Genomic DNA, 19775 nt, shown 5'->3' on the forward strand with positions numbered 1-19775 from the left:
AGAGAGCGGATTATCAATGTTATCGAAGTCTAAAGCTTCACCGTATAAAGTAACCTTAATGCTCTCTTTTGTTCTTTCTAATTAATATTTAAATTTAGTGAATTACAAACTTAAGCCGTATATAATTTATTACTAGTTCTAGCCTACTTACAAAAATCTTCCAAATTCTCTACCTTTTTTATTTGCCAACTCTAGTGCTTAAAACCTGCAACTATTCATAGATATAACCATTAGTAACAAGTTCAAAAAGCACCTTGTTTCAAATAAAATTACACTATCATTTTTATATATCGGTAATTATAGATATATTTATATTATGAATTTAAAAATAGCGACAGAAATTGGCAAATGTTTATCAAACCAAACAAGGTTTCAGATATTGGAATGGCTTAAAGAACCAGAGAAACATTTCCCACCACACGAGACATTAAAACACTTTGATGATGGTGTTTGCGTTACCTATATTCATGAAAAAACAGGGTTATCACAATCAACCATTTCTACTTATCTAAGTAATATGGAAAAGTGTGGGCTACTAATCTCAACAAGACACGGTAAATGGTCTTATTTAAAAAGAAACGAAAAGATAATTAAACAGTTTACCAATTTTCTAACATAAAAAAATTTACTAAAACATATCGATATTTCTCAATGTAACAAACTATGAAATTATTAATTGACATTTTAGGTTGGTCTGGTTCAGGATTAATAATCCTTGCCTATGCCCTAACCCTTATTGAAAATAAAAAGTATTTAGATTATGGTAAGTATTTAAACTTGCTAGGAGGACTTTTAATAGCCATAAATTGTTATTACTATAATGCAATTCCACCATTTGTAACTAATTTACTTTGGAGTGTTATTGCAACCTTAACAATATATAAGTCAAGAAATAAAAAAGAGAAATGTAACAAGACTAAATGTTTAACTTAAAATTAAAACAATGAAAATTTTAATAATTGGAGGAAACGGAACAATAGGCAAAACTGTTGTTTCACATTTTAAAGAAAAGAACGAAATTTTAATCGCTGGACGAACCAATGGAGATGTAAATGTCGATATAGCCAATAGTAGTTCAATACAATTAATGTTTGATAAAATTGGCAAAGTAGACGCTATAATTTGTATCGCTGGTGAAGCCAAATGGGCATATTTTAACGAACTTACCGAAGACGACTATTATATAGGCTTAAAAAGTAAATTAATGGGCCAAGTAAACCTTGTACGCATTGGGCAAAATTATTTAAACCCTAATGGCTCAATTACATTGTCAACAGGAATTTTAGCAGATGACCCAGTTATAAAAACTGCAAGTGCTGCAATGGTAAATGGAGGCATTCATAGTTTTGTGCAAGCTGTTGCACTTGAAATTGAAAACGGAATTAGACTAAATGTTGTTTCTTCTGGAATGGTAGAAGATGCTTACGACAAATACAAAGATTATTTCCCAGGACACAATCCAATACCAATGAAAAAAGTAATTAACGGATATGTAAGAAGTGTAAACGGAAAAGGAAATGGCGAAATAATTAGAATTTACAACCAATAAAGCCAGTTAACAAAAACATATAAAATCAATTATTATTTCTAGTCTCCTTTCCAAAGTAATCAAGAAATTTTAATCTATATTTTATTTGCTAACTTTAGTGCATAAACCTCATAATTAATATTATATAAGGATTTTTGAGGCTATATAAAAAGAGTTGAGTGTTATCCTATTTTTAATTTTTATTTTAACCTATACTATTAATCGTGTACTAAAACCTTACCAAAAAAAATGAGGAAGTCTAAAATTATAATTTCAATTATTATATTGTTACTATCTTTTCAAGGTGCTGCACAATTTAATGAAAATGACAAAAAACAAATAGTAATAGGAAAAGTTGATAGCTTGTACTCAAACACACTCCAAGAGCAAAGAGAAATTTGGATACACATACCTGAAGATTTTGATAACAATAAGCTATATCCTGTTATTTATGTTTTAGATGCCTCTCAAAACTTCTATGTTCTTACCGGAATGCTAAAACAATTATTACCTTGGCAAATACCTAATTCTATAGTAGTTGGTATTAAAAATACAGATAGAACACGAGATTTCACAAATACTAACGTCCCTTTTCAACGTGGACAAGAATCTAAAACTTCTGGAGGAGCTAGTAATTTTTTAAAATTTATAGACAAAGAGTTAAAACCATTTATAAATAACAAATATCCAACTGAAAACAATAACACAATTATTGGACATTCTACAGCAGGTTTGTTTGTTCTTTATACGTTTCTACATCACGAAAATTCTTTTGATAATTATTTGGCAATTGATCCAAGTCTTTGGTGGGACAAAGAAAATCTAGTTAAAGAAACTCAAAAATTACTAAACAGAGGAAATCGTAAAGAAAAATCATTATATATAGCAGTAGCTAACAGTATTGGTAAAGCAATTGACACGGTTAAAGTTAGAAAAGACAAAACAATACCTACTGAACAAATTAGAGCCAATTTAAAGTTTCACGATATATTAGTAAAAAATAATAAAGACATTAATTTTAAATGGGAGTACTTTGATAATGAAGACCACAGAAGCATTGTTGTTCCAGCACAATATAATGGGTTAAGGTCTATTTTCTCATGGTTTCCATTCCCAGAGATGTGGCGTTTCAACACACCAAAAAAGTATTCATCCAAAGAATTAACAGAACCATTCCTGTCTCATTATAAAAAATTAAGTATCCGTATGAAGCGAGAAGTAAAACCTGAATGGGAATTACTAAACCAAATTGGGTTCTTTATGTTAGATGGACACAATCTACCTAAAAAAGCCTTGGCTTATTTAGAACTGAATGCTAGTTTCTATTCAAATGAATCAAAAAGCTTTGTTGCTTTAGGAAATTATTTCTTATCCCAAAAAAACAAATCAAAAGCTATTATAAACTACAAAAAAGCATTAGAAATAGATGCAAATCAAGAAGCTCAAGCTAAACTTAAGGAATTAGAATAATGCTAAAAAATAACTTGTACTAAATTTAATAAATGAAAACAACAACATTTCTAACATTTGTTGGCGACCAATGCGGTAAAGCTCATGAAGCAATAAACCTATACACTTCTATTTTTCCAAATTCGGAAATTAAAAACATTCAAAAATATTTTAAAGGAGAAGCTGGAGGAACACCAGAACTTATTAAACATGCTACCTTTTCACTAAATGGTACAGATTATATGATTTCTGAAAGTAATTATAATCACGCTTGGTCTTTTACGCCTGCTGTATCTATTTTAATAACTGATAAATCTAATAATTTAATACAAACACTTTTTACAAAACTGTCTTCAAATGGTGGTAAAATAATGGTTCCATTAAAAAATTACCATAGCGAAGGAGATTATGGTTTTGGTGAAAAATTTGGATGGTGCGAAGATAAATATGGTATTTCTTGGCAATTTATTCTTATTGATTAATATATTTAAGAATAGAGAATATTGAAAACTTTAATTATTTAAAACGAAACTATTATGAAAAATCAAATAATAAGGTCACTTACTTTTCAAGACGGAAACGCAGAAAATGCAATGAATTTTTATATAAACATATTTAAAAATTCTAAAATTATAAATCTTAAACGTTGGGAAAAAAATGCACCAATGGCTGAAGGTAAAATCATGCAAGCTACTTTTAATTTAGATGGTAATTTATTTATGTGTAGTGATAGTCCACCAATTCATGATTGGAATTTTACACCTGCTGTTTCAAATTACTTAGAGTGCGAAAATGAAAAAGAACTTGAAAGCTTATTTACTAAACTATCTGAAAACGGAAAAGTTATGATGCCTTTAAACAATTATGGGTTTAGCCAAAAATTTGGCTTTATTGAAGATCAATTTGGAGTTTCTTGGCAGTTAAATCTAGAGTAAATTAAACGTTTTTAATACGCTATTATAATTAGACTAATTAATATGAATCCAAAAGAAAACTTAAAAAAGTTAAACCTTATACTTCCAGAAGTTTCAACACCTGGCGGTAGCTATGTTTCTGTTAACATTAGAGAAAACATTGCATATATAGCGATACAGTTTCCAATATTAAATGAAAAATACCTCTACCAAGGAAGATTAGGAAAGCAAATTACAACTCAGCAAGGTTATAAAGCAATGGAATTGTGCGCATTAAATGTCTTGGCTCAAGTAGATAATAAAATTGGATTCGATAAAATAGTTGGACTAAATCACATTGATGTCTACTTTCAATCTGGCGAAAATTGGGATAGTTCTCCTGTTGTAGCTAATGGAGCTTCAGATTTATTTGTAAATGTATTAGAAGAAAAAGGTAAACACTCTAGAGCCATTTTTGGTGTTGAAAAATTACCTAGAAATTTTAGTGTTGGCTTAACGTCAACTTTTACAATAATTAGTAACTAAAAACAGTAATTAGCGTTGCCTGTAAGCGGTAGGACTCATACCAATATGCTTTTTAAAAAATCTTGAAAAACTGCTAATAGAATCGAAACCTAATTTAAAGGCTAGTTCCTTAGTTGTAATTTCACTTTTAATAAGTCTTCTTTTAGCTTCTGTTATTTGCCTTTGTTGTATAATTTGTTTTGCTGTAAGATTTAGTTTTTCTTTTAAAATTTGATTTAATCGTTTAATACTAATTCCTATTTCATTGGCATAAAAATGAGTTTTTGTATGTATTAAAAAATGAGTTTCCATTAGTTCTAAAAACCGAAATACTCTCTTTTGATTTAAATCCTGTTCTAAAAAACTATTATTTTGAAACCTAATTAAATGTAACAATAAGACCTTTAATAAGGTTTTTAGCATTATATAAGACATTTCGCTACTATAATACTCACTTCTTAGTAATTGAAATACTTTTTTTATTTGGTCTATTTTTAATTTTTCGGTTATTTCAAATTGTGGATATTTATTAAAAAGTGAAAATACATCTAAAGCATATTCAATATCGTCTTCATCTATAAGTTCGCGTTCAAAATTTAATAAAACACCATTACTTGTTACAAATACATCCTTTTTAAAAACTTCATTTAATGGTTTAAAATAGATTATTAAATTACTTTCAGATTTAAATTCAAAAAAAATACCCATAGAATTTCCAGAAAGTAAAACGGAGTTACTTTTAAAATTTTCAACAATTTGAATAGTTCTTATTGGGTTTTCTTTATCCATTTACTTTTAAGGTCTACCTCAAAAGTAAGAAGTTTTTTTTTATTAGTTTTTATTTAATTGTTTTTGAAACATAACATATATACATCCTGAAATAATAAGAGCTAAACCTGATGATATTGCATAAATTATAGTGTAGTTATTCGATAAATACTCAATAAATGTTGATAAAAATTGACCTCCAAAAACACCCATTGAAAATAAACCTAAATTTTTACCTTGATTATGTATTGTACTTGCCTCAAGCATCATATGGTTTAGTAGTGGTATTGTAAACCCAAAACCTATACCTATAAAAACTGTAGTTAGCAATAAAAAATAAAAGCTTGTAGATGTTGCTAATACTAAATAACCCAACATAAAAAACAAAAAACCAAGAGCAACTGTTTTACTGTCTCCAAAGGCTTTTACCATTTTTGGCATTTGGCTGGCAGTAATTATTGCTATAACCGAAATAAAAGCCATTAAATAACCCGTTTCAGACTCAGTAAAACCAAAGGTTTCTGGTAAGTATAATGGTAAGGTTACAAAGCCTACAAAAAACAGCATCATTGCTAAAAGAGAAGCTGTAAAAATAAGTTTTACTTTTGTGTTTTTAGGTTTAGTTGATTGCTCAGTTTTATTTACTATAGATTTAATGTTTTGTTTAGGTAGCGATAATGCTACTAAAACTAAACATAACAGAGCTACCAGGTAAATGTAAAATGGAAATTGCCAATTTAATTCTCCTAAGAATCCTCCAATAGCTAAAAAAACAACGCCACCTAACTCTATAGACATGCCTTGCCAGGCAATCATTTTAATTCTTGTCTCTCCAGTAAAAAAATCTGCTATATAAGCAGTAACAGACACTTGTATAGCTACTGTAGCTGCACCAAGTAAAATTCTGTCAACTATTAATAAAAAATCATTAGTAACAAACGCACCTATAAAACCTAAAACAGCATAAGGTATTAAGCCTAATCTTAATAATTTAATAGTACCTAACTTATTAAGTAACCTTCCTACAATAGGTGCAAAAAGCACAACACCTAGCGAAGGTAAAGTTATAATCCAACTAGGTGAAAAACCTAAATTTTTATGTTCTACAATACCAGATAATGAAGGCGCAACAACTGTTCCAACCATTATGGTTAAACTACTTACAAATAATAGTGTGAAAATTCCGAAGTTTGATATTTTACTCATACTGCAAAATTCAAACTAATTTTAACCAATATGTTTACCTATTTTCTAATATAGTTTGCAAAATTGGAAACTATATTAATTTTAAAGAAATCACAGAAAAAAAAGCAACTTTTAAACAAACTAATTTAGCCTTTTAAACAAAACTGCGTAGCCATTAAATCGAGACCTTTACATCCTGTTAATAACATGTAAAATAATTAAAATGGATAAAAATAAATTTGGTAAACAAGGTTGGACACCACAACAAATAAAAAACTTAAACGAAAAAACATACCTTATAACAGGTGCAAATGCAGGTGCAGGTTTCGAGGCTACAAAAATATTATTAGGTAAAGGCGCTACTGTTGTAATGCTTAATCGCAGTGAATCAAAATCTAATACCGCTATTAAAAACCTTAAAGCATTATTTGGCGCAAATGCTAAAGTTTCATTTATAAAAATGGATTTAGCCTCATTATCTTCTGTTCGAAATGCAGCAAATAAGGTAAACAAAAGTACACCTAAAATTGATGCTTTAATATGTAATGCTGCTGTTGCACAAATAGCAAAACAAGAATTTACAACAGACGGTTTTGAAAGTCAACTAGGTATTAATCATTATGGTCACTTTTTATTAATTAATTTATTGTTTGACACAATTGAAAACTCTAACGGAAGAATTGTAGTTGTTGGTAGTGAAGGCTATAAAATGGGATTAAAAACCATTCAGTTTGACGATATGAATTTTGATAAAAACTATCATCCAAATAACACATATTGCCATAGTAAACTGGCTCAAATGATGTTTGCTTTCGAATTACAACAAAGAATTAAAGCTTCAAATAAAAATACTAAAGTTTATGTGTGTCATCCTGGAGCTTCAAAAACTTCGCTAATTAAAAAAGATGCACCATTAATGACCAGATTTATGTGGTCTATCCTATCTAATTTACCAATTGTGCAGTCTGCCGAAAAAGGTGCATATCCTGAAATTATGTGCGCTACAGAAAACAACTTAAAACAAGAAGCCTACTATGGGCCAACTGGACGAAGTAATTGGGTAGGTCCTGTTGGAGAATGTGAAATGGAGCCTTTTGTTATAAATAGAACAGTAGCTTCAAAATTATGGACTGTTTCCGAAGAAAAAACAGGAGAATCTTTTCAACTATAAATTAATTTTTAAAATTTAAAACAATGAAAAATTTAATTTCAATATTACTATTATTTATTAGTTTAAGTGCTTTAGCCCAAAATAGAGACTGGACAATAAAAACATCTAAAGACAATAAAACTAAAGTAAAATATGACATTACTAAAGTAGATGGTGGCACACATTTATATTATATAGCTTCTCGTAAAGTTAATGTATCTTTAAATGCATTAGATAGTTATTTTTCAAATTCTGAAAACCATAAAAACTTTCTAGAAAATACGCCTGAAAGCAAACAAATTGAAAAAATTAACAATAACGAATGGATTACTTATTATTATTTTGATGCACCTTGGCCAATGCCCAATAGCGATGTTGTAGTAAAATTTATAAAAGAGCAAAATGACAATAGTATTATGTATACTGCAACGGCAATTACAGGTGTTTATGAAGACAAAGATGTAGACAGATTAACAACATATAAATTTATTTACAATTTTGAAAAAATAGACGAAAACACAACTAATATTACCATTAATGCCAATTTTATCTCTGTTGGATCTGTTCCAAAATTTTTGGTAAGAACATGGTTTCCTGAAGGACCTGCAAGAATTATTACTAATTTAGGTTCAAAAAAATTAACTTCACATTAATATATTTGTTTACAAATTATGGCATCTATAAACAAAATTGAAAAAGGCAAGGTCTTTATGACCTGTAAAATTGAAGAAGAATACACATGGGAAAACGTGTACCCACAACATATTGTAGCTTATATTTACTCTGGAGAACTTGAAATCACTTACGGAAAAAACACTTTAACTTTTGTTGCCGGTGATACCGTTTTAGTACCTAAAAATCAATTATCACGAAGTATAAAAAAACCAATAAACAACCAACCTTTTAAATGTTTATCTATAACTCTACCTGAAGAAGAGTTACGTAAATTTTATTTAAACCAAACTATTTTAGAAACTTGGAATGAAGATGTTTTAAAACAAAGACCAGTAAAATCTCATACATTATTGCATAGTTACTTTAAATCGTTATTGCCATATTTTGAAATTCAAGACAAACTTCCAGACGCCATTGTACCTTTAAAAATACAAGAAGTTTTAACTATAATAGATGAAGTAGATAAAAGAGCAAGTTCAATTTTAGGTACTTTTAGCGAATTAGGAAAAATTGATATTGAAAAATATATGGAAGAACATTTTATGTATAACCTTCCATTAGAAAAATTTGCCTATTTAACAGGTAGAAGTCTTACAACTTTTAAAACAGACTTTAAAAAAACATTTAAAAACACGCCAGGAAAATGGCTTACAGAAAAGCGATTAAACTTAGCTCACTATAAATTAAACAAGGAAAAACTTAAGTCTTCTGATGTTTATTTATCTGTAGGGTTCGAGAATTTATCACATTTTTCATTCGCTTTTAAAAAAGCATTTGGTTACAGTCCTAGTGCTTTAGCAAATAATTAAAATTTAAAAATATAATATTATGGAAATATTTAAACTAGCAACAGATTGGGCTAAAGCCGAAGTTTTTTCTTCTAAATTTTTCATCCTTTTTGGAGTGTTCTTTATACTTGCTTTCTTAGGTTTTAAACAATTAGGTAAAAGTGAAATTGCTAAAGCCTATATTACACCAACTTTAGTTGCCGGTATTTTACTTTTAATAATTGGTATTGGCTTAGTATATACAAACACTGCTAGAGTTAAAGCCTTTACAAAAGATAATAATACCACAGTATTTTTAAATACTGAAATTTCTAGAGCAGAAAAATCTATTGCAGAATATAAACTTATTGTATTTAAAGTTATACCAGTAATTATTGTTGTGTGTGCTTTATTAATTGTATTTATAGATAAACCAAACTGGCGAGCAATTTGTATTACAACAATTGCTATGATGATAGTAATTTTATTAATAGATAGTAATGCTCATTCTAGAATAAACACTTATCACAAACAATTACTATGGGTTAAAAATCAAAACATCTAGTTTTTTAGTTTTGTTTTAAATATCAAAACAAATTAAAAGCACATTAATTTTATTGGTTACTTACATTTAAATAAAAGTTAATTAAGCCATAATTGTATTTAAATGTAATAACCTTTGTAGTGATATTTAAAAATAAATTATGAATTGGATTTATCTCATTATTGCAGGATTATTTGAAGTTGGCTTTGCTTTTTGTTTAGGTAAAGCTAAAGAGGCTACAAACAGCAATACTTATTGGTGGTATGGTGGTTTTATAGTTTGCCTAACAATTAGCATGACGCTTCTTATTAAAGCCACACAAACATTACCTTTAGGCACTGCTTATGCTGTATGGACAGGTATTGGAGCTGTAGGTACTGTATTAGTGGGCATACTATTTTTTAAAGATCCTGTTAACCTATGGAGAATTGTATTTATACTTACTTTAATTAGTTCTATTGTAGGCTTAAAATTTGTTTCCAATTAATTTAACACTTCATTTTAATACAAAATTTACTTGTATTATAATTTTATAAGTATTCTTATTTCAATACTACTCCCAATTAATTTTTTATAAGATTTTTAAAATAATTTGTTTTGCAATTTCATTAATCGTAATATTGCAATGTAATAATTAAACAATAATTTTAAATTAGTTTACTATGAGTAAGAAAAAATTAAGTTTTCTAGATAAAAATCTAACACTTTGGATTTTTGTTGCTATGGCAATTGGTGTTTCAATAGGTTATTTTGCTCCTAATTTCCCAAACTTTATTAACTCATTTAATAGTGGTACAACCAATATACCTATTGCTATTGGTTTAATTTTAATGATGTATCCACCACTTGCAAAAGTTAATTATGCATTGCTACCAAAAGTATTTAAAAACACAAAAATACTTTCAATCTCTTTAATTTTAAATTGGATAATTGGTCCTGTTTTAATGTTTATACTAGCCATTATATTTTTAAGTGATTATCCAGAATATATGGTTGGTCTTATATTAATAGGTTTAGCTAGATGTATTGCTATGGTTCTAGTTTGGAATGATTTAGCCGAAGGCAGTAGCGAATATGGTGCAGGTTTAGTAGCATTAAATAGTATTTTTCAAGTATTTGCTTATAGTTTTTACGCTTGGTTATTTATTACAGTACTTCCACCCTATTTTGGTTTTGAAGGTGCTATTGTAGATATTTCTATTGGTACAATAGCAAAAAGCGTAGCTATTTATCTAGGTATACCGTTTGCAATGGGTATTTTAAGTCGTTTAATTTTAGTAAAAATAAAAGGTGAAACGTGGTATACAAAAAAATTTATTCCTACTATTTCTCCAATTACTTTAATCGCATTACTATTTACAATTGTAATAATGTTTTCTTTAAAAGGAGAATTAATTGTAGAAATACCAATGGATGTTGTAATTATTGCCATACCATTACTTATATACTTTACATTAATGTTTATAATTGGTTTCTTTTTTACAAAAGCTACTGGAGCAGATTACGATAAAACTACAGCTGTAGCATTTACTGCTGCAGGTAATAATTTTGAGCTAGCAATAGCTGTGGCAATTGCTGTATTTGGTTTAAATTCTGGCCAGGCATTTACAGGTGTTATTGGACCATTAGTAGAAGTACCTGCTTTAATTTTATTAGTAAAAGTTTCTTTTTGGTTTAGAAAAAAATACTTTACCAAAGCTAAGATATAAAACAATCTTAAATCTTAGTTAATAGATAGCTAAACCTAGTGTATTTGCATTTAAAATCTCTCAAATTAACGTAAATTGCGTTCTTATTTCGAAAAATTAATTATGCAAGAGACTAAAGTAATAAACTATATAAAAAATGTTATTGATAATATGCCAATTGGCTGGTTAAATATAACAACTCACCGTTTAGATATTTATAATGAAGAATTAGCAAAAGTTCAGTTTTTAGAGCAGTTTGAAAATTTATTTGAAAACGATAATGCCACTCCAGCTGCTTTAGAAAATTTACCAACGGCCTACGACTATATTAGACTAGGTCACCCACTATCTTGTGTTTTAGAATGGGCTATTGCAAAGCTTAATACTATAGACGCACAAAATGTTATTAGTTTTGGGTCTAAAACCACACCTATTTTAGCCGTTTTAAGACAAAATTTATTAGAAAATAAAAACACTCAAATAAATTATACAGGAGCATTACCAAGTAACTTTAATCCTGAAATTATAAAACAAGTTTACGGTTATAATTTTGATTTAAAACAAGTAGATTCTCCAGATGCTATTGAAGCTTTTAATGGAAGTACAATTTATATAAGTGAGCAAAACACTATAAATACTATAGCTTCTAAAAATACTAACATAGATTTTTTAGTTAATTTACATAGTGATTTAGGAAGTGTTATTATAATAAATGGAGAAGAAAACAATAGTTATATTTCTAACATTCAACACGTAAGACGAAGAGAAACTATTGCAATAACACCTGCTAATGCCTTAGTTGCCTTACAAGCATTGGCTGCTATGAAGCCTTTTGACTTTAAGACAAATACTATTGTAGAAGATAAAGCTTCAGTTTTAACATCAATTAAAAAAATCACAAACTCAAGCTCAAAAGCTATTGTAGCATCAAGTGGTTTATCTATGCAATACGCAATCATGATGGGATTAATACATGATGCTCAAATAAACCATAAAGGAAAAGCAATAAAAATTGTAGTACCGCCAAACTGTTATGGTGGTACTAACGACCAAGCTAGACGAGTTGCTGCATGTTTAGATAATGTAGCTATTGTAGATTTACTGGTTGATGGAGATAACGATATGGTCACTAGTATAGATAGTGTTTTAAACACCATTGCTAGCCAAGATGCAATACCATATATTATTGCCGAAATACCTACAAATCCAAGAGTTGAAGTGCCAGATCTTATTAAATTAAAAGAAGCGCTAAGCAAACCTCGTAAAACACCAAATGGTACAGTTGCCATTGATCCTGTTTTTATTTTAGACCAAACATTTTGTCCAAATGTTCAGTTTTTAGGCGAAAATGATATTTTATCTACAGTACGAACCATTTCTTATGTAAGTGGCTCTAAATTTCCTAGTGGAGGAAAATGTACTGCCGGATATTGTGTTGCGAATGAAAAAGCTAAAGACTTAATTAATAACATAGAAACGCACTTAACAATTTGCGATAACGAAGCAACGGCATTACAGTATAACATATTAGCATTACAATTGCCATCTATGAATCAACGTATTGCAGATGCTTATACAAACACACGTGAGTTTGTAACGTTTATTAATAAAGCGCTACCAGAAGCTAAAATAAATTTTGTTTCAAGAGAATTAGCCTCACAAGGTTTTACACCATCGGTTTTTTCGTTAGATCTTCCAACAAAAGGAAATACTGATGACGAAAAAGAAACATATAAACGCGAATTAAATCTTAGATTAATTAATTTAATGATTACCGAAATTCCTAACGAAAGTAAATTTTGTGTGAGCTACGGACAATTAAAAGGATGTTACTGGACCATTCCTGCAACCTCAACACAAGGTACTACAAAAGAAGGTGATAAAGATTATATTGTAAGAGCATCACTATCTGCAAATTTAGATTTAGAGCAGCATAAAGCTGTATTTTTAAAATTTGTAGAAACGTTATAATACGGTTTAAATAAATATAATAAAGCGTTTTAGAATAGTAGTATTTTAAAACGCTTTTTTATTGTAATTACTGTTTAGCATCTTCAATTCCCCAAGCATCTAAGCTTTTTAAAATAGCCTCAAGAGATTGTCCTCTTTTAGTTAACATGTATTCTACTTTTGGAGGAACAACAGGATAGACTTTTCTAGAAATTAATTTATCTTTTTCTAATTCTCTTACCGTTTGCGTAAACATTTTATTAGAAATTCCTGGTATATGCTTTTGCAAAACACCAGAACGTAAAGCACCATCTAACAAATGAAATAAAATTAACGGTTTCCATTTAGTACCTATTAAATTCATTGTGTAATTTAAAGGGCAAGCATTTTCTTTATTCAAAATTAAAATATATTGTATTAATAATCAGTATTTTACTCCTTTAAGTAACTATACTACTTTTTAGTAAGTTATTGCCTACTAGGCAAATATAGATTATTTTTGTCTTCTAAATAAAATGTTATGAAAACAAATAAAAATTATCCAAAATCATTTTCACATATTGGTTTAACAGTACCAGATATAAACGAAGCTGTCAAGTTTTATTCTGAAGTTATGGGTTGGTATATAATCATGGAACCTTCAACAATAAAAAAAGAAAGCGAAACAGCAATTGGCCAAATGTGTATTGATGTTTTTGGTGATGACTGGACAACGTTTGAAATTGCACACTTAGCAACTTCAGATGGCATTGGTGTAGAATTATTTTCTTTTCCGCAAGGCAAAAAAGAAGCTCCAGAATTCAACCCTTTTAATACTGGCCTATTTCATTTTTGTATTCAAGATCCAAACATTGAAGATTTAATTGAAAAAATAGTTTCTTATGGTGGTAAACAACGCATGCCTATTCGTGAATACTATCCAGAAGATAAACCATTTAAAATGTGTTATGTAGAAGATCCTTTTGGTATTGTATTTGAAATTTACACACACAGTTATGAGTTAACATACTCCTCTGGAGCTTATCAAAAATAGGTTGAAAATACAATCAATATGAAGTAACATTTATGTTAATTAAAATGAATTAATAATAAGGTTGCTTCATATTTATTATCTTGGTTTTTTAATTTTAAAAGCCCTTTATGACGTATTTAGAATCTTCATATTTTCTTGATTTTGAATCTAAAATCATTCAAAATTTAATTTCAGAATTTAAAAATGAAAATTTAACACCTAACCAAAAAGCCATTGGTATTTATACCAAAGTACGTGATGGTTATAAATACGATCCTTATCATATTAGTTTACTAGAAAATAATTATCGTTCTAGTGTCATTGCAAAAAAACAAACTGGTAATTGTGTAGATAAGTCTATACTTTTAATTTCTTGTTTACGTGCTTTAAATATTCCGGCTAGATTGCATCTTGGCAAAGTAAAAAACCATATCGCTGTAGATAGATTAATTGAGAAATTTGGCTCTAACGAGCTTACACCTCATGGTATGGTAGATGTATATTTAAATAATACTTGGTTAAAAATGTCTCCTGCATTTAATGCTAGTTTATGTGAGAGATTTAAAGTCGCTCCTTTAGAGTTTAATGGTAAAACCAGCTCTTATTTACAAGCATATAATAACGATGGTAATTTGTTTATGGAATACACTCAAGATTATGGTTTTTTTGAAGATGTACCTTTAGATTTTATGAAGCAAAATTTAAAAACACATTATCCGCATATTTTTGATACTAAAGATAATATTACAGAGTTTAAAATATAATTGACTTTAAATAAAAAAGTACAACCTAAACAGGCTGTACTTTTTTTAAATTTAGACTAATATAAAATAGGATTATTAAAATCTGTAGGTTAATACTCCTGCAAAATTTCTTGGGTCTGTTTGGTTAATATAGCTTGTTCTATATGCGTTATAACCTATATTATTAAACACATTATTAACAAGTACTCTAAAATTAAAGTGTCTATTAAACCTATATGCAGCTTGCGCATTAACTTGTGTATAAGCATCTACATTAAATGGTTCTTGATTTGGTACAATACCTTCATGTGTTACTGCTCCTGCACTCCAGTCGTTAATTGGTCTTTCGCCAGTATAGTATACACCAGCTCCTAGTGATAAGCCTTCTAGCTTTTGTTTAAAACTGTAATTAGCATACGCATTAAAAGTATGTTTTGGTGTATTTAATGGTGCAGATCCATAGACATAAGATGTATGCTCTTTGTACTGTGCGTCTATATAAGAATATCCTGTTATAACTTCAAGGTTTTCTAAAACACGACCACTAAGCTCTACTTCAATACCTTTACGTTCATCGTTTCCACCTTTAGCATAATATCCTGTTTCTACCCAATTTTCATCATAAACAGGAAGGTTAATATCTTTATTATTAATTTTAAAATAGGTGAAATTAAAACGTAACCTACTGTTTAACCAATTGGTTTTAATACCTGTTTCAAATTGGTCGTAACGTTCGTTACCCAATTCTTCTCCATTAATATCTAAACGTGTTCCTGTTCTTGGATAAGAGCTATTGGTGTAAGAAGCAAATACATTTATGTTTTTAAATGGAGAAATTATAATTCCTCCTAATGGGTTAAAAGCATCACTCTCGGTCGTTTCTGTTTCTGTAATTGTTCTAGTTTTGCTATAACGTAAACCTATAAAAGCTTTTAAATATTTATTAAAAGTTACAACATCCTGTGCAACAAAACCTAAGGCTTTTGATTGAGCTCCAGCTGTAGTTTGCGCAGAAAGCTCTATATCACTTGGTAAAATTCTATTGTTGCTTGTAAATACATCTATAGTATCTACTGTAGTAACACGTTGTGAGGTTGTATTGTACTCATTTGTACGATAATCGAAACCAACCTGGAAAGTATGAGAAATGCTTCCTGTTTTTAAGTCGTCTCCAATTAAATCAAACTGTATTACACTATTATTATCTTCTCTTGTAGCTACAGAATAACCTCTAGACCTTTGATTGTAAATTGCATTTCCTAACGCGTCGCTTACAACACCACCTAAGCTTGCACCTTTATCATCTAACTCTAAATTAGATTTGTAAAAAGCTACTTTAAGACTTAATTTATCGCTTAAAGTTCTATCTATTCTTAAAGAGAATGTTGTGTTTGTGGTTAATGATTTATCATCTTCAAATCCTAAAAATTGATCATAAGGTAAATCATAAATTAAGTTTTGATTATTTTCACCAAGATTAACTGTACCTAAGTCTGGCGTTCTACTATCCTCAAAATAGTCCATTTCAAAAGTAAATGTTGTTTTATCATCTGCTTTCCATTCAAATGAAGGATTAATATAAAAACGGTCAGAATCTATTCCGCTTCTATAGCTATCTGCGCGTTCTAAAGCACCGTTAATTCTAAAGGCTGTGTTTTCGGTTTTTGTTAAAGGTCCATAAACATCAAAAGTTGTTCTTGCTTGACCATAGCTACCACCACGTAAGGACACATTTCCACCAAAAGCATATTTAGGTGTTTTTGTAACAAGATTTATAATTCCTCCAGGACTTCCTAAATCTGTAGCAACGCCTTGGGTAATAGATGCAGCTCCTTTTAAAACTTGAATATTATCTACACCTTGCATATCTGTTAAAACACCAACACCTCTAAAATCTGAATGTACTCGTACTCCATTTTTTAATATAGGGATTCCTCTAAATCCTCGAGACGACATACTTTCTCTTTTGTTACCATATGTAGCAAAAGTATAAACACCAGGAACATTTTTTGTAGCGTCTGATATTGTTAAATTACCTTGTTGTTCTATTAATTTATCTGAAATTATAGAAATACTTTGAATTTGCTCATATGGCGCCAACGGTAAACGTGTTAAGGCTTCAATTTTATCTGGATGTTTAAAACGATTTCCAAACACTTCAACCGCTTCTAAATCGCCATCACTTTGAAGTTTAAATGTTACGGTTAAACTTTCGTTATTGTTTAATTGAATTGTGTTTGTTTGTGTTTTATACCCAACAGAAGATACTTTTATAGTATAAGTACCTTCAGTTAAATTAGTGAATTCAAAATACCCGTTTTCATTTGCAGAAACACCTTTATTAGTGCCTTCTAACATTACCGATGCAAAAGGTATATTTTCATTTAAATTGTTTGTTACCGTTCCACTTATTTTAGATTGTGAAAACGAAAATTGTATAGCAAATAATACTATAAAGCTTATGTTTTTTAACATGACTACTATTTAGATTGGTTTTAAATAAAGCGCAAATATAGTAGCCAAAAGTAAAACAACAAACTTTATTTAGATTAAATCTAAATAAAAAGTTTTACTAATTTGATTATTAAATAAATAGCAAGAAATAAAACATAACGAGGAAAGCGTTAAATACTTTACAATTAACAAATTATTAAAAATCTTAATTTGTTTTCATCCCTAAATTTGCAATAAAAAAGCTATGTTTAAACTATTTAAAAGCAAAAGTAAGGTAGATAAGTTATACAATGAATATAGAGCTTTGCTAGAGGAATCCTATAATTTATCTTTTACAAACCGAAATGAGAGCGACAGAAAAAAAGCTGAAGCAGAAGTAATTTTAGAACAAATTGAAGCACTAAAAAAGTGTGGCTAACTTACACTATTAATAAAAGAGATGGTTTGTGTATTAAAAACATCTGGTTGATCTACATTTACAACATGTCCAGAATTTTTAACTACAAACAAATTTGAAAACACATGTTGCGATGTAATTTTTTTTATAGATGGTAAAAATAAGTGGTCTTCTTCCCCCATTAAATACAGCGTAGGTATTTTAATATCTTTTGCCCTAAAAAACTTTAATAGTGGATTTATTTCTGATGTTAGTTTAAACCAGCGAACAAATTCTTTTTGATATAATTTTTTAGCCTCGTTTACAAATAGTAATCTTGATTTTTTATGGTTTCGTTTAGGCATTATTACAAAAGCAAAAAACTTGTACAGTAACATATATGGCACTACAGATTTAAATATTACTCCCAATTTAATTAATAATTGAGATCTAAAATTTAATTTCATTACTGCTCCACCCATTATCATACTTTGTACTCTTTTTGGGTGTATTTCGGCAAGGTTTCTTATTAAAATTGTTCCTAAAGAAATACCTACAAAATGCGACTTTTTTATTTTTAAAAAATCTATAACTTCTACAATATCGTTTGTAATAGAATTAAATGTATATTTTTTATTAAAAGCATCTTTTAATGCCGGTTTACTATTGCCATGGCCACGTAAATCTAACACAAGCACATTAAACTCTGCTCTAAAACTACGTAGTTGCTTAAACCATATAGATGCACTCCCACCTGCACCATGTACAAAAGTAACCCATTGTGTTGCGGTTTCATGTTTATATGTAGTATAATTAATCATTATAAAAATTCTTTTAAAACGTTAACAACGTAATCTATTTCTGTTTTGGTATTGTACTTGCTAAGAGAAAAACGTATAGATGGTTTTTTTTGATCTTCAGTATTTAAAATTTGAGCTAAAACGTGCGAAGGTTTAACGCTTCCGCTTTGGCATGCGCTACCTCTAGAACACGCAATACCTTTTAAGTCTAATTGAAATAATATTGTAGATGTTAAGGTTGCAGAGAAAGGTAAACAAACATTAACTATTGTATAGGTACTTGTATTTAAATTATCACTATTACCGTTAAATTTTACTCCTGGTAGTTGTTCTGTTATACTTGAAATTAAATACGTTTTTAAATCTATAATATAATCTCTCTCTAATTCTAAATTTTTATAAGCATAGTTTAAAGCTTCTGCCATACCTACAATATTATGTATAGATTCGGTTCCTGCCCTTAATCCGCGTTCTTGTTCGCCACCAATTATTAAAGGTTTTAAACCAGAATTCTTTTTTATATAAGCAAAACCAACACCTTTTGGACCATGAAATTTATGTGCACTTACTGCCATAAAATCAATAGATATATTTTTTAAATCTAAATTGTAATGCCCAACAGATTGTACTGTATCACTATGAAATAAAGCATTGTTAGCTTTACACAACGCTCCTACTTTTTTTATATCTAAAATATTACCAATCTCATTATTAATATGCATTAAGCTTACTAATTGCTTGTTTGTGGCTTGTAAAAGTGTCTCTAAATGAGAATAATCTATTTCTCCAGATGCTGTTAAATTAACATACTTTACATTTATATTAAATTCTTTTTGCAAAGCTTCTACAGTATGTAGCACGGCATGATGCTCTATTTTAGATGTAATTATTTCTTTTACACCCAAATCTTTAACAGCACTTTTTAACACTAAATTATCTGCTTCAGTTCCTCCTGCAGTAAAAACAATTTCTCCAGCAGCAACATTTAAATGTTTAGCAATAGATTTTCTGGCACTTTCAATTAAAGCTTTAGATGTACGACCAAAACTATGAGAAGACGATGCATTACCATAGTTTTCAAGCATTACTTTGGTTATCTGCGCAGCAACTTCTTCTCGAATTTGTGTTGTCGCTGCATTATCAAAATATACCTTTTTATTCATTTATAAAAAATTGTCCCTTTGTAATTAATAGTCGCTTTGAAACCTCAAAAATAACCCAAATAAAATTAATTGTATAAAGCTGCGTTATCATTTATACATTTCCAT

Annotated in this window: 23 protein-coding genes; 17 read left to right on the forward strand and 6 right to left on the reverse strand. The window is 29.1% G+C overall.

Going from position 1 to position 19775, the window contains the following annotated elements; all coding sequences use genetic code 11:
• Window positions 1-379: 379 nt before the first annotated feature.
• From LACAL_RS13595 to LACAL_RS13625, 7 genes are all read left to right on the forward strand, one after another.
• The gene (locus LACAL_RS13595) at window positions 380-619 is read left to right on the forward strand and encodes an ArsR/SmtB family transcription factor (protein ID WP_371200053.1); all 240 of its coding nucleotides are present in this window, start codon (window positions 380-382) and stop codon (window positions 617-619) included.
• 44 nt (window positions 620-663) lie between these two features.
• A complete protein-coding gene (locus LACAL_RS13600; RefSeq protein ID WP_013871334.1) occupies window positions 664-933 on the forward strand; it encodes a hypothetical protein in 270 nt (89 codons plus the stop codon).
• A gap of 10 nt (window positions 934-943) precedes the next feature.
• A complete protein-coding gene (locus LACAL_RS13605) occupies window positions 944-1549 on the forward strand; it encodes a short chain dehydrogenase (RefSeq protein WP_013871335.1) in 606 nt (201 codons plus the stop codon).
• 228 nt (window positions 1550-1777) lie between these two features.
• Window positions 1778-2998, forward strand: coding sequence for an alpha/beta hydrolase-fold protein (locus LACAL_RS13610; protein WP_013871336.1), 1221 nt, complete (start codon window positions 1778-1780; stop codon window positions 2996-2998).
• A gap of 32 nt (window positions 2999-3030) precedes the next feature.
• Window positions 3031-3459 carry a VOC family protein gene (locus LACAL_RS13615; protein WP_013871337.1) on the forward strand — a complete coding sequence of 143 codons (429 nt, stop codon included), beginning with the start codon at window positions 3031-3033 and terminating at the stop codon, window positions 3457-3459.
• 54 nt (window positions 3460-3513) lie between these two features.
• Window positions 3514-3912, forward strand: coding sequence for a VOC family protein (locus LACAL_RS13620; RefSeq protein WP_013871338.1), 399 nt, complete (start codon window positions 3514-3516; stop codon window positions 3910-3912).
• Window positions 3913-3954: 42 nt separating this feature from the next.
• Entirely contained in the window at window positions 3955-4416 is a 462-nt protein-coding gene (locus LACAL_RS13625) for a RidA family protein (protein ID WP_013871339.1), read from the forward strand.
• Window positions 4417-4425: 9 nt separating this feature from the next.
• Here LACAL_RS13625 and LACAL_RS13630 read toward each other — a convergent pair whose 3' ends face one another.
• Together LACAL_RS13630 and LACAL_RS13635 are read right to left on the reverse strand one after the other, a co-directional pair.
• Window positions 4426-5184 (reverse strand): helix-turn-helix domain-containing protein, encoded by a 759-nt coding sequence (locus tag LACAL_RS13630; RefSeq protein ID WP_013871340.1) that lies wholly within the window; start codon window positions 5182-5184, stop codon window positions 4426-4428.
• A gap of 42 nt (window positions 5185-5226) precedes the next feature.
• Window positions 5227-6369, reverse strand: a complete 1143-nt coding sequence (locus LACAL_RS13635) for an MFS transporter (protein ID WP_013871341.1) — start codon at window positions 6367-6369, stop codon at window positions 5227-5229.
• Between the two features lie 202 nt (window positions 6370-6571).
• Between LACAL_RS13635 and LACAL_RS13640 the strand changes: the two genes are divergently transcribed.
• The 7 genes from LACAL_RS13640 to LACAL_RS13670 all read left to right on the forward strand — a co-directional run bounded on the left by LACAL_RS13640 (window position 6572) and on the right by LACAL_RS13670 (window position 13143).
• Complete coding sequence (locus tag LACAL_RS13640; protein WP_013871342.1) at window positions 6572-7519, forward strand: SDR family oxidoreductase; 948 nt, start codon at window positions 6572-6574, stop codon at window positions 7517-7519.
• A 23-nt stretch (window positions 7520-7542) separates the two neighbouring features.
• Entirely contained in the window at window positions 7543-8151 is a 609-nt protein-coding gene (locus LACAL_RS13645; protein ID WP_013871343.1) for a hypothetical protein, read from the forward strand.
• 18 nt (window positions 8152-8169) lie between these two features.
• Window positions 8170-8982 carry an AraC family transcriptional regulator gene (locus tag LACAL_RS13650; RefSeq protein WP_013871344.1) on the forward strand — a complete coding sequence of 271 codons (813 nt, stop codon included), beginning with the start codon at window positions 8170-8172 and terminating at the stop codon, window positions 8980-8982.
• Between the two features lie 19 nt (window positions 8983-9001).
• Complete coding sequence (locus LACAL_RS13655) at window positions 9002-9505, forward strand: heparan-alpha-glucosaminide N-acetyltransferase domain-containing protein (RefSeq protein ID WP_013871345.1); 504 nt, start codon at window positions 9002-9004, stop codon at window positions 9503-9505.
• A 139-nt stretch (window positions 9506-9644) separates the two neighbouring features.
• Window positions 9645-9971 carry a multidrug efflux SMR transporter gene (locus tag LACAL_RS13660; RefSeq protein ID WP_013871346.1) on the forward strand — a complete coding sequence of 109 codons (327 nt, stop codon included), beginning with the start codon at window positions 9645-9647 and terminating at the stop codon, window positions 9969-9971.
• 175 nt (window positions 9972-10146) lie between these two features.
• The gene (arsB, locus tag LACAL_RS13665; protein ID WP_013871347.1) at window positions 10147-11193 is read left to right on the forward strand and encodes an ACR3 family arsenite efflux transporter; all 1047 of its coding nucleotides are present in this window, start codon (window positions 10147-10149) and stop codon (window positions 11191-11193) included.
• A gap of 102 nt (window positions 11194-11295) precedes the next feature.
• On the forward strand, window positions 11296-13143 hold the full coding sequence (locus LACAL_RS13670; RefSeq protein WP_013871348.1) for a PLP-dependent transferase: 1848 nt from the start codon (window positions 11296-11298) through the stop codon (window positions 13141-13143).
• Window positions 13144-13210: 67 nt separating this feature from the next.
• On the opposite strand, the gene LACAL_RS13675 is transcribed toward LACAL_RS13670, so the two are convergent.
• Window positions 13211-13486: a helix-turn-helix domain-containing protein gene (locus tag LACAL_RS13675; protein WP_049791526.1), complete on the reverse strand. Its 276-nt coding sequence runs from the start codon at window positions 13484-13486 to the stop codon at window positions 13211-13213.
• Window positions 13487-13642: 156 nt separating this feature from the next.
• On the opposite strand from LACAL_RS13675, the gene LACAL_RS13680 reads away from it, so the two are divergent.
• Together LACAL_RS13680 and LACAL_RS13685 are read left to right on the forward strand one after the other, a co-directional pair.
• On the forward strand, window positions 13643-14155 hold the full coding sequence (locus tag LACAL_RS13680) for a VOC family protein (RefSeq protein ID WP_013871350.1): 513 nt from the start codon (window positions 13643-13645) through the stop codon (window positions 14153-14155).
• A 107-nt stretch (window positions 14156-14262) separates the two neighbouring features.
• The gene (locus tag LACAL_RS13685; RefSeq protein ID WP_013871351.1) at window positions 14263-14898 is read left to right on the forward strand and encodes a transglutaminase family protein; all 636 of its coding nucleotides are present in this window, start codon (window positions 14263-14265) and stop codon (window positions 14896-14898) included.
• A 75-nt stretch (window positions 14899-14973) separates the two neighbouring features.
• Here LACAL_RS13685 and LACAL_RS13690 read toward each other — a convergent pair whose 3' ends face one another.
• Complete coding sequence (locus LACAL_RS13690) at window positions 14974-17352, reverse strand: TonB-dependent receptor (protein ID WP_013871352.1); 2379 nt, start codon at window positions 17350-17352, stop codon at window positions 14974-14976.
• A gap of 223 nt (window positions 17353-17575) precedes the next feature.
• On the opposite strand from LACAL_RS13690, the gene LACAL_RS15325 reads away from it, so the two are divergent.
• A complete protein-coding gene (locus LACAL_RS15325) occupies window positions 17576-17749 on the forward strand; it encodes a Lacal_2735 family protein (RefSeq protein WP_013871353.1) in 174 nt (57 codons plus the stop codon).
• Here the strand turns inward: LACAL_RS15325 and LACAL_RS13700 are convergent.
• Window positions 17746-18528: an alpha/beta fold hydrolase gene (locus LACAL_RS13700; protein WP_013871354.1), complete on the reverse strand. Its 783-nt coding sequence runs from the start codon at window positions 18526-18528 to the stop codon at window positions 17746-17748. The genes LACAL_RS15325 and LACAL_RS13700 overlap by 4 nt on opposite strands.
• Window positions 18528-19670, reverse strand: coding sequence for a cysteine desulfurase family protein (locus tag LACAL_RS13705; RefSeq protein WP_013871355.1), 1143 nt, complete (start codon window positions 19668-19670; stop codon window positions 18528-18530). Before LACAL_RS13705 ends, LACAL_RS13700 begins: the two co-directional genes overlap by 1 nt.
• Window positions 19671-19775 lie beyond the last annotated feature (105 nt).

Origin of the sequence: Lacinutrix sp. 5H-3-7-4 (genome assembly GCF_000211855.2) — a bacterium.
Classification (GTDB): domain Bacteria; phylum Bacteroidota; class Bacteroidia; order Flavobacteriales; family Flavobacteriaceae; genus Lacinutrix.

Excerpts from the sequence above, each read along its gene's own strand:
- LACAL_RS13660 (WP_013871346.1), top strand. The coding sequence starts at position 9,645 with ATGAATTGGATTTATCTCATTATTGCAGGATTATTTGAAGTTGGCTTT.
- LACAL_RS13610 (WP_013871336.1), top strand. The coding sequence starts at position 1,778 with ATGAGGAAGTCTAAAATTATAATTTCAATTATTATATTGTTACTATCT.
- LACAL_RS13650 (WP_013871344.1), top strand. The coding sequence starts at position 8,170 with ATGGCATCTATAAACAAAATTGAAAAAGGCAAGGTCTTTATGACCTGT.
- LACAL_RS13705 (WP_013871355.1), bottom strand. The coding sequence starts at position 19,670 with ATGAATAAAAAGGTATATTTTGATAATGCAGCGACAACACAAATTCGA.
- arsB (WP_013871347.1), top strand. The coding sequence starts at position 10,147 with ATGAGTAAGAAAAAATTAAGTTTTCTAGATAAAAATCTAACACTTTGG.
- LACAL_RS13605 (WP_013871335.1), top strand. The coding sequence starts at position 944 with ATGAAAATTTTAATAATTGGAGGAAACGGAACAATAGGCAAAACTGTT.
- LACAL_RS13670 (WP_013871348.1), top strand. The coding sequence starts at position 11,296 with ATGCAAGAGACTAAAGTAATAAACTATATAAAAAATGTTATTGATAAT.
- LACAL_RS13675 (WP_049791526.1), bottom strand. The coding sequence starts at position 13,486 with ATGAATTTAATAGGTACTAAATGGAAACCGTTAATTTTATTTCATTTG.
- LACAL_RS13635 (WP_013871341.1), bottom strand. The coding sequence starts at position 6,369 with ATGAGTAAAATATCAAACTTCGGAATTTTCACACTATTATTTGTAAGT.
- LACAL_RS13655 (WP_013871345.1), top strand. The coding sequence starts at position 9,002 with ATGGAAATATTTAAACTAGCAACAGATTGGGCTAAAGCCGAAGTTTTT.
- LACAL_RS13625 (WP_013871339.1), top strand. The coding sequence starts at position 3,955 with ATGAATCCAAAAGAAAACTTAAAAAAGTTAAACCTTATACTTCCAGAA.
- LACAL_RS15325 (WP_013871353.1), top strand. The coding sequence starts at position 17,576 with ATGTTTAAACTATTTAAAAGCAAAAGTAAGGTAGATAAGTTATACAAT.
- LACAL_RS13700 (WP_013871354.1), bottom strand. The coding sequence starts at position 18,528 with ATGATTAATTATACTACATATAAACATGAAACCGCAACACAATGGGTT.
- LACAL_RS13680 (WP_013871350.1), top strand. The coding sequence starts at position 13,643 with ATGAAAACAAATAAAAATTATCCAAAATCATTTTCACATATTGGTTTA.
- LACAL_RS13630 (WP_013871340.1), bottom strand. The coding sequence starts at position 5,184 with ATGGATAAAGAAAACCCAATAAGAACTATTCAAATTGTTGAAAATTTT.
- LACAL_RS13685 (WP_013871351.1), top strand. The coding sequence starts at position 14,263 with ATGACGTATTTAGAATCTTCATATTTTCTTGATTTTGAATCTAAAATC.
- LACAL_RS13615 (WP_013871337.1), top strand. The coding sequence starts at position 3,031 with ATGAAAACAACAACATTTCTAACATTTGTTGGCGACCAATGCGGTAAA.
- LACAL_RS13645 (WP_013871343.1), top strand. The coding sequence starts at position 7,543 with ATGAAAAATTTAATTTCAATATTACTATTATTTATTAGTTTAAGTGCT.
- LACAL_RS13600 (WP_013871334.1), top strand. The coding sequence starts at position 664 with ATGAAATTATTAATTGACATTTTAGGTTGGTCTGGTTCAGGATTAATA.
- LACAL_RS13640 (WP_013871342.1), top strand. The coding sequence starts at position 6,572 with ATGGATAAAAATAAATTTGGTAAACAAGGTTGGACACCACAACAAATA.
- LACAL_RS13690 (WP_013871352.1), bottom strand. The coding sequence starts at position 17,352 with ATGTTAAAAAACATAAGCTTTATAGTATTATTTGCTATACAATTTTCG.
- LACAL_RS13620 (WP_013871338.1), top strand. The coding sequence starts at position 3,514 with ATGAAAAATCAAATAATAAGGTCACTTACTTTTCAAGACGGAAACGCA.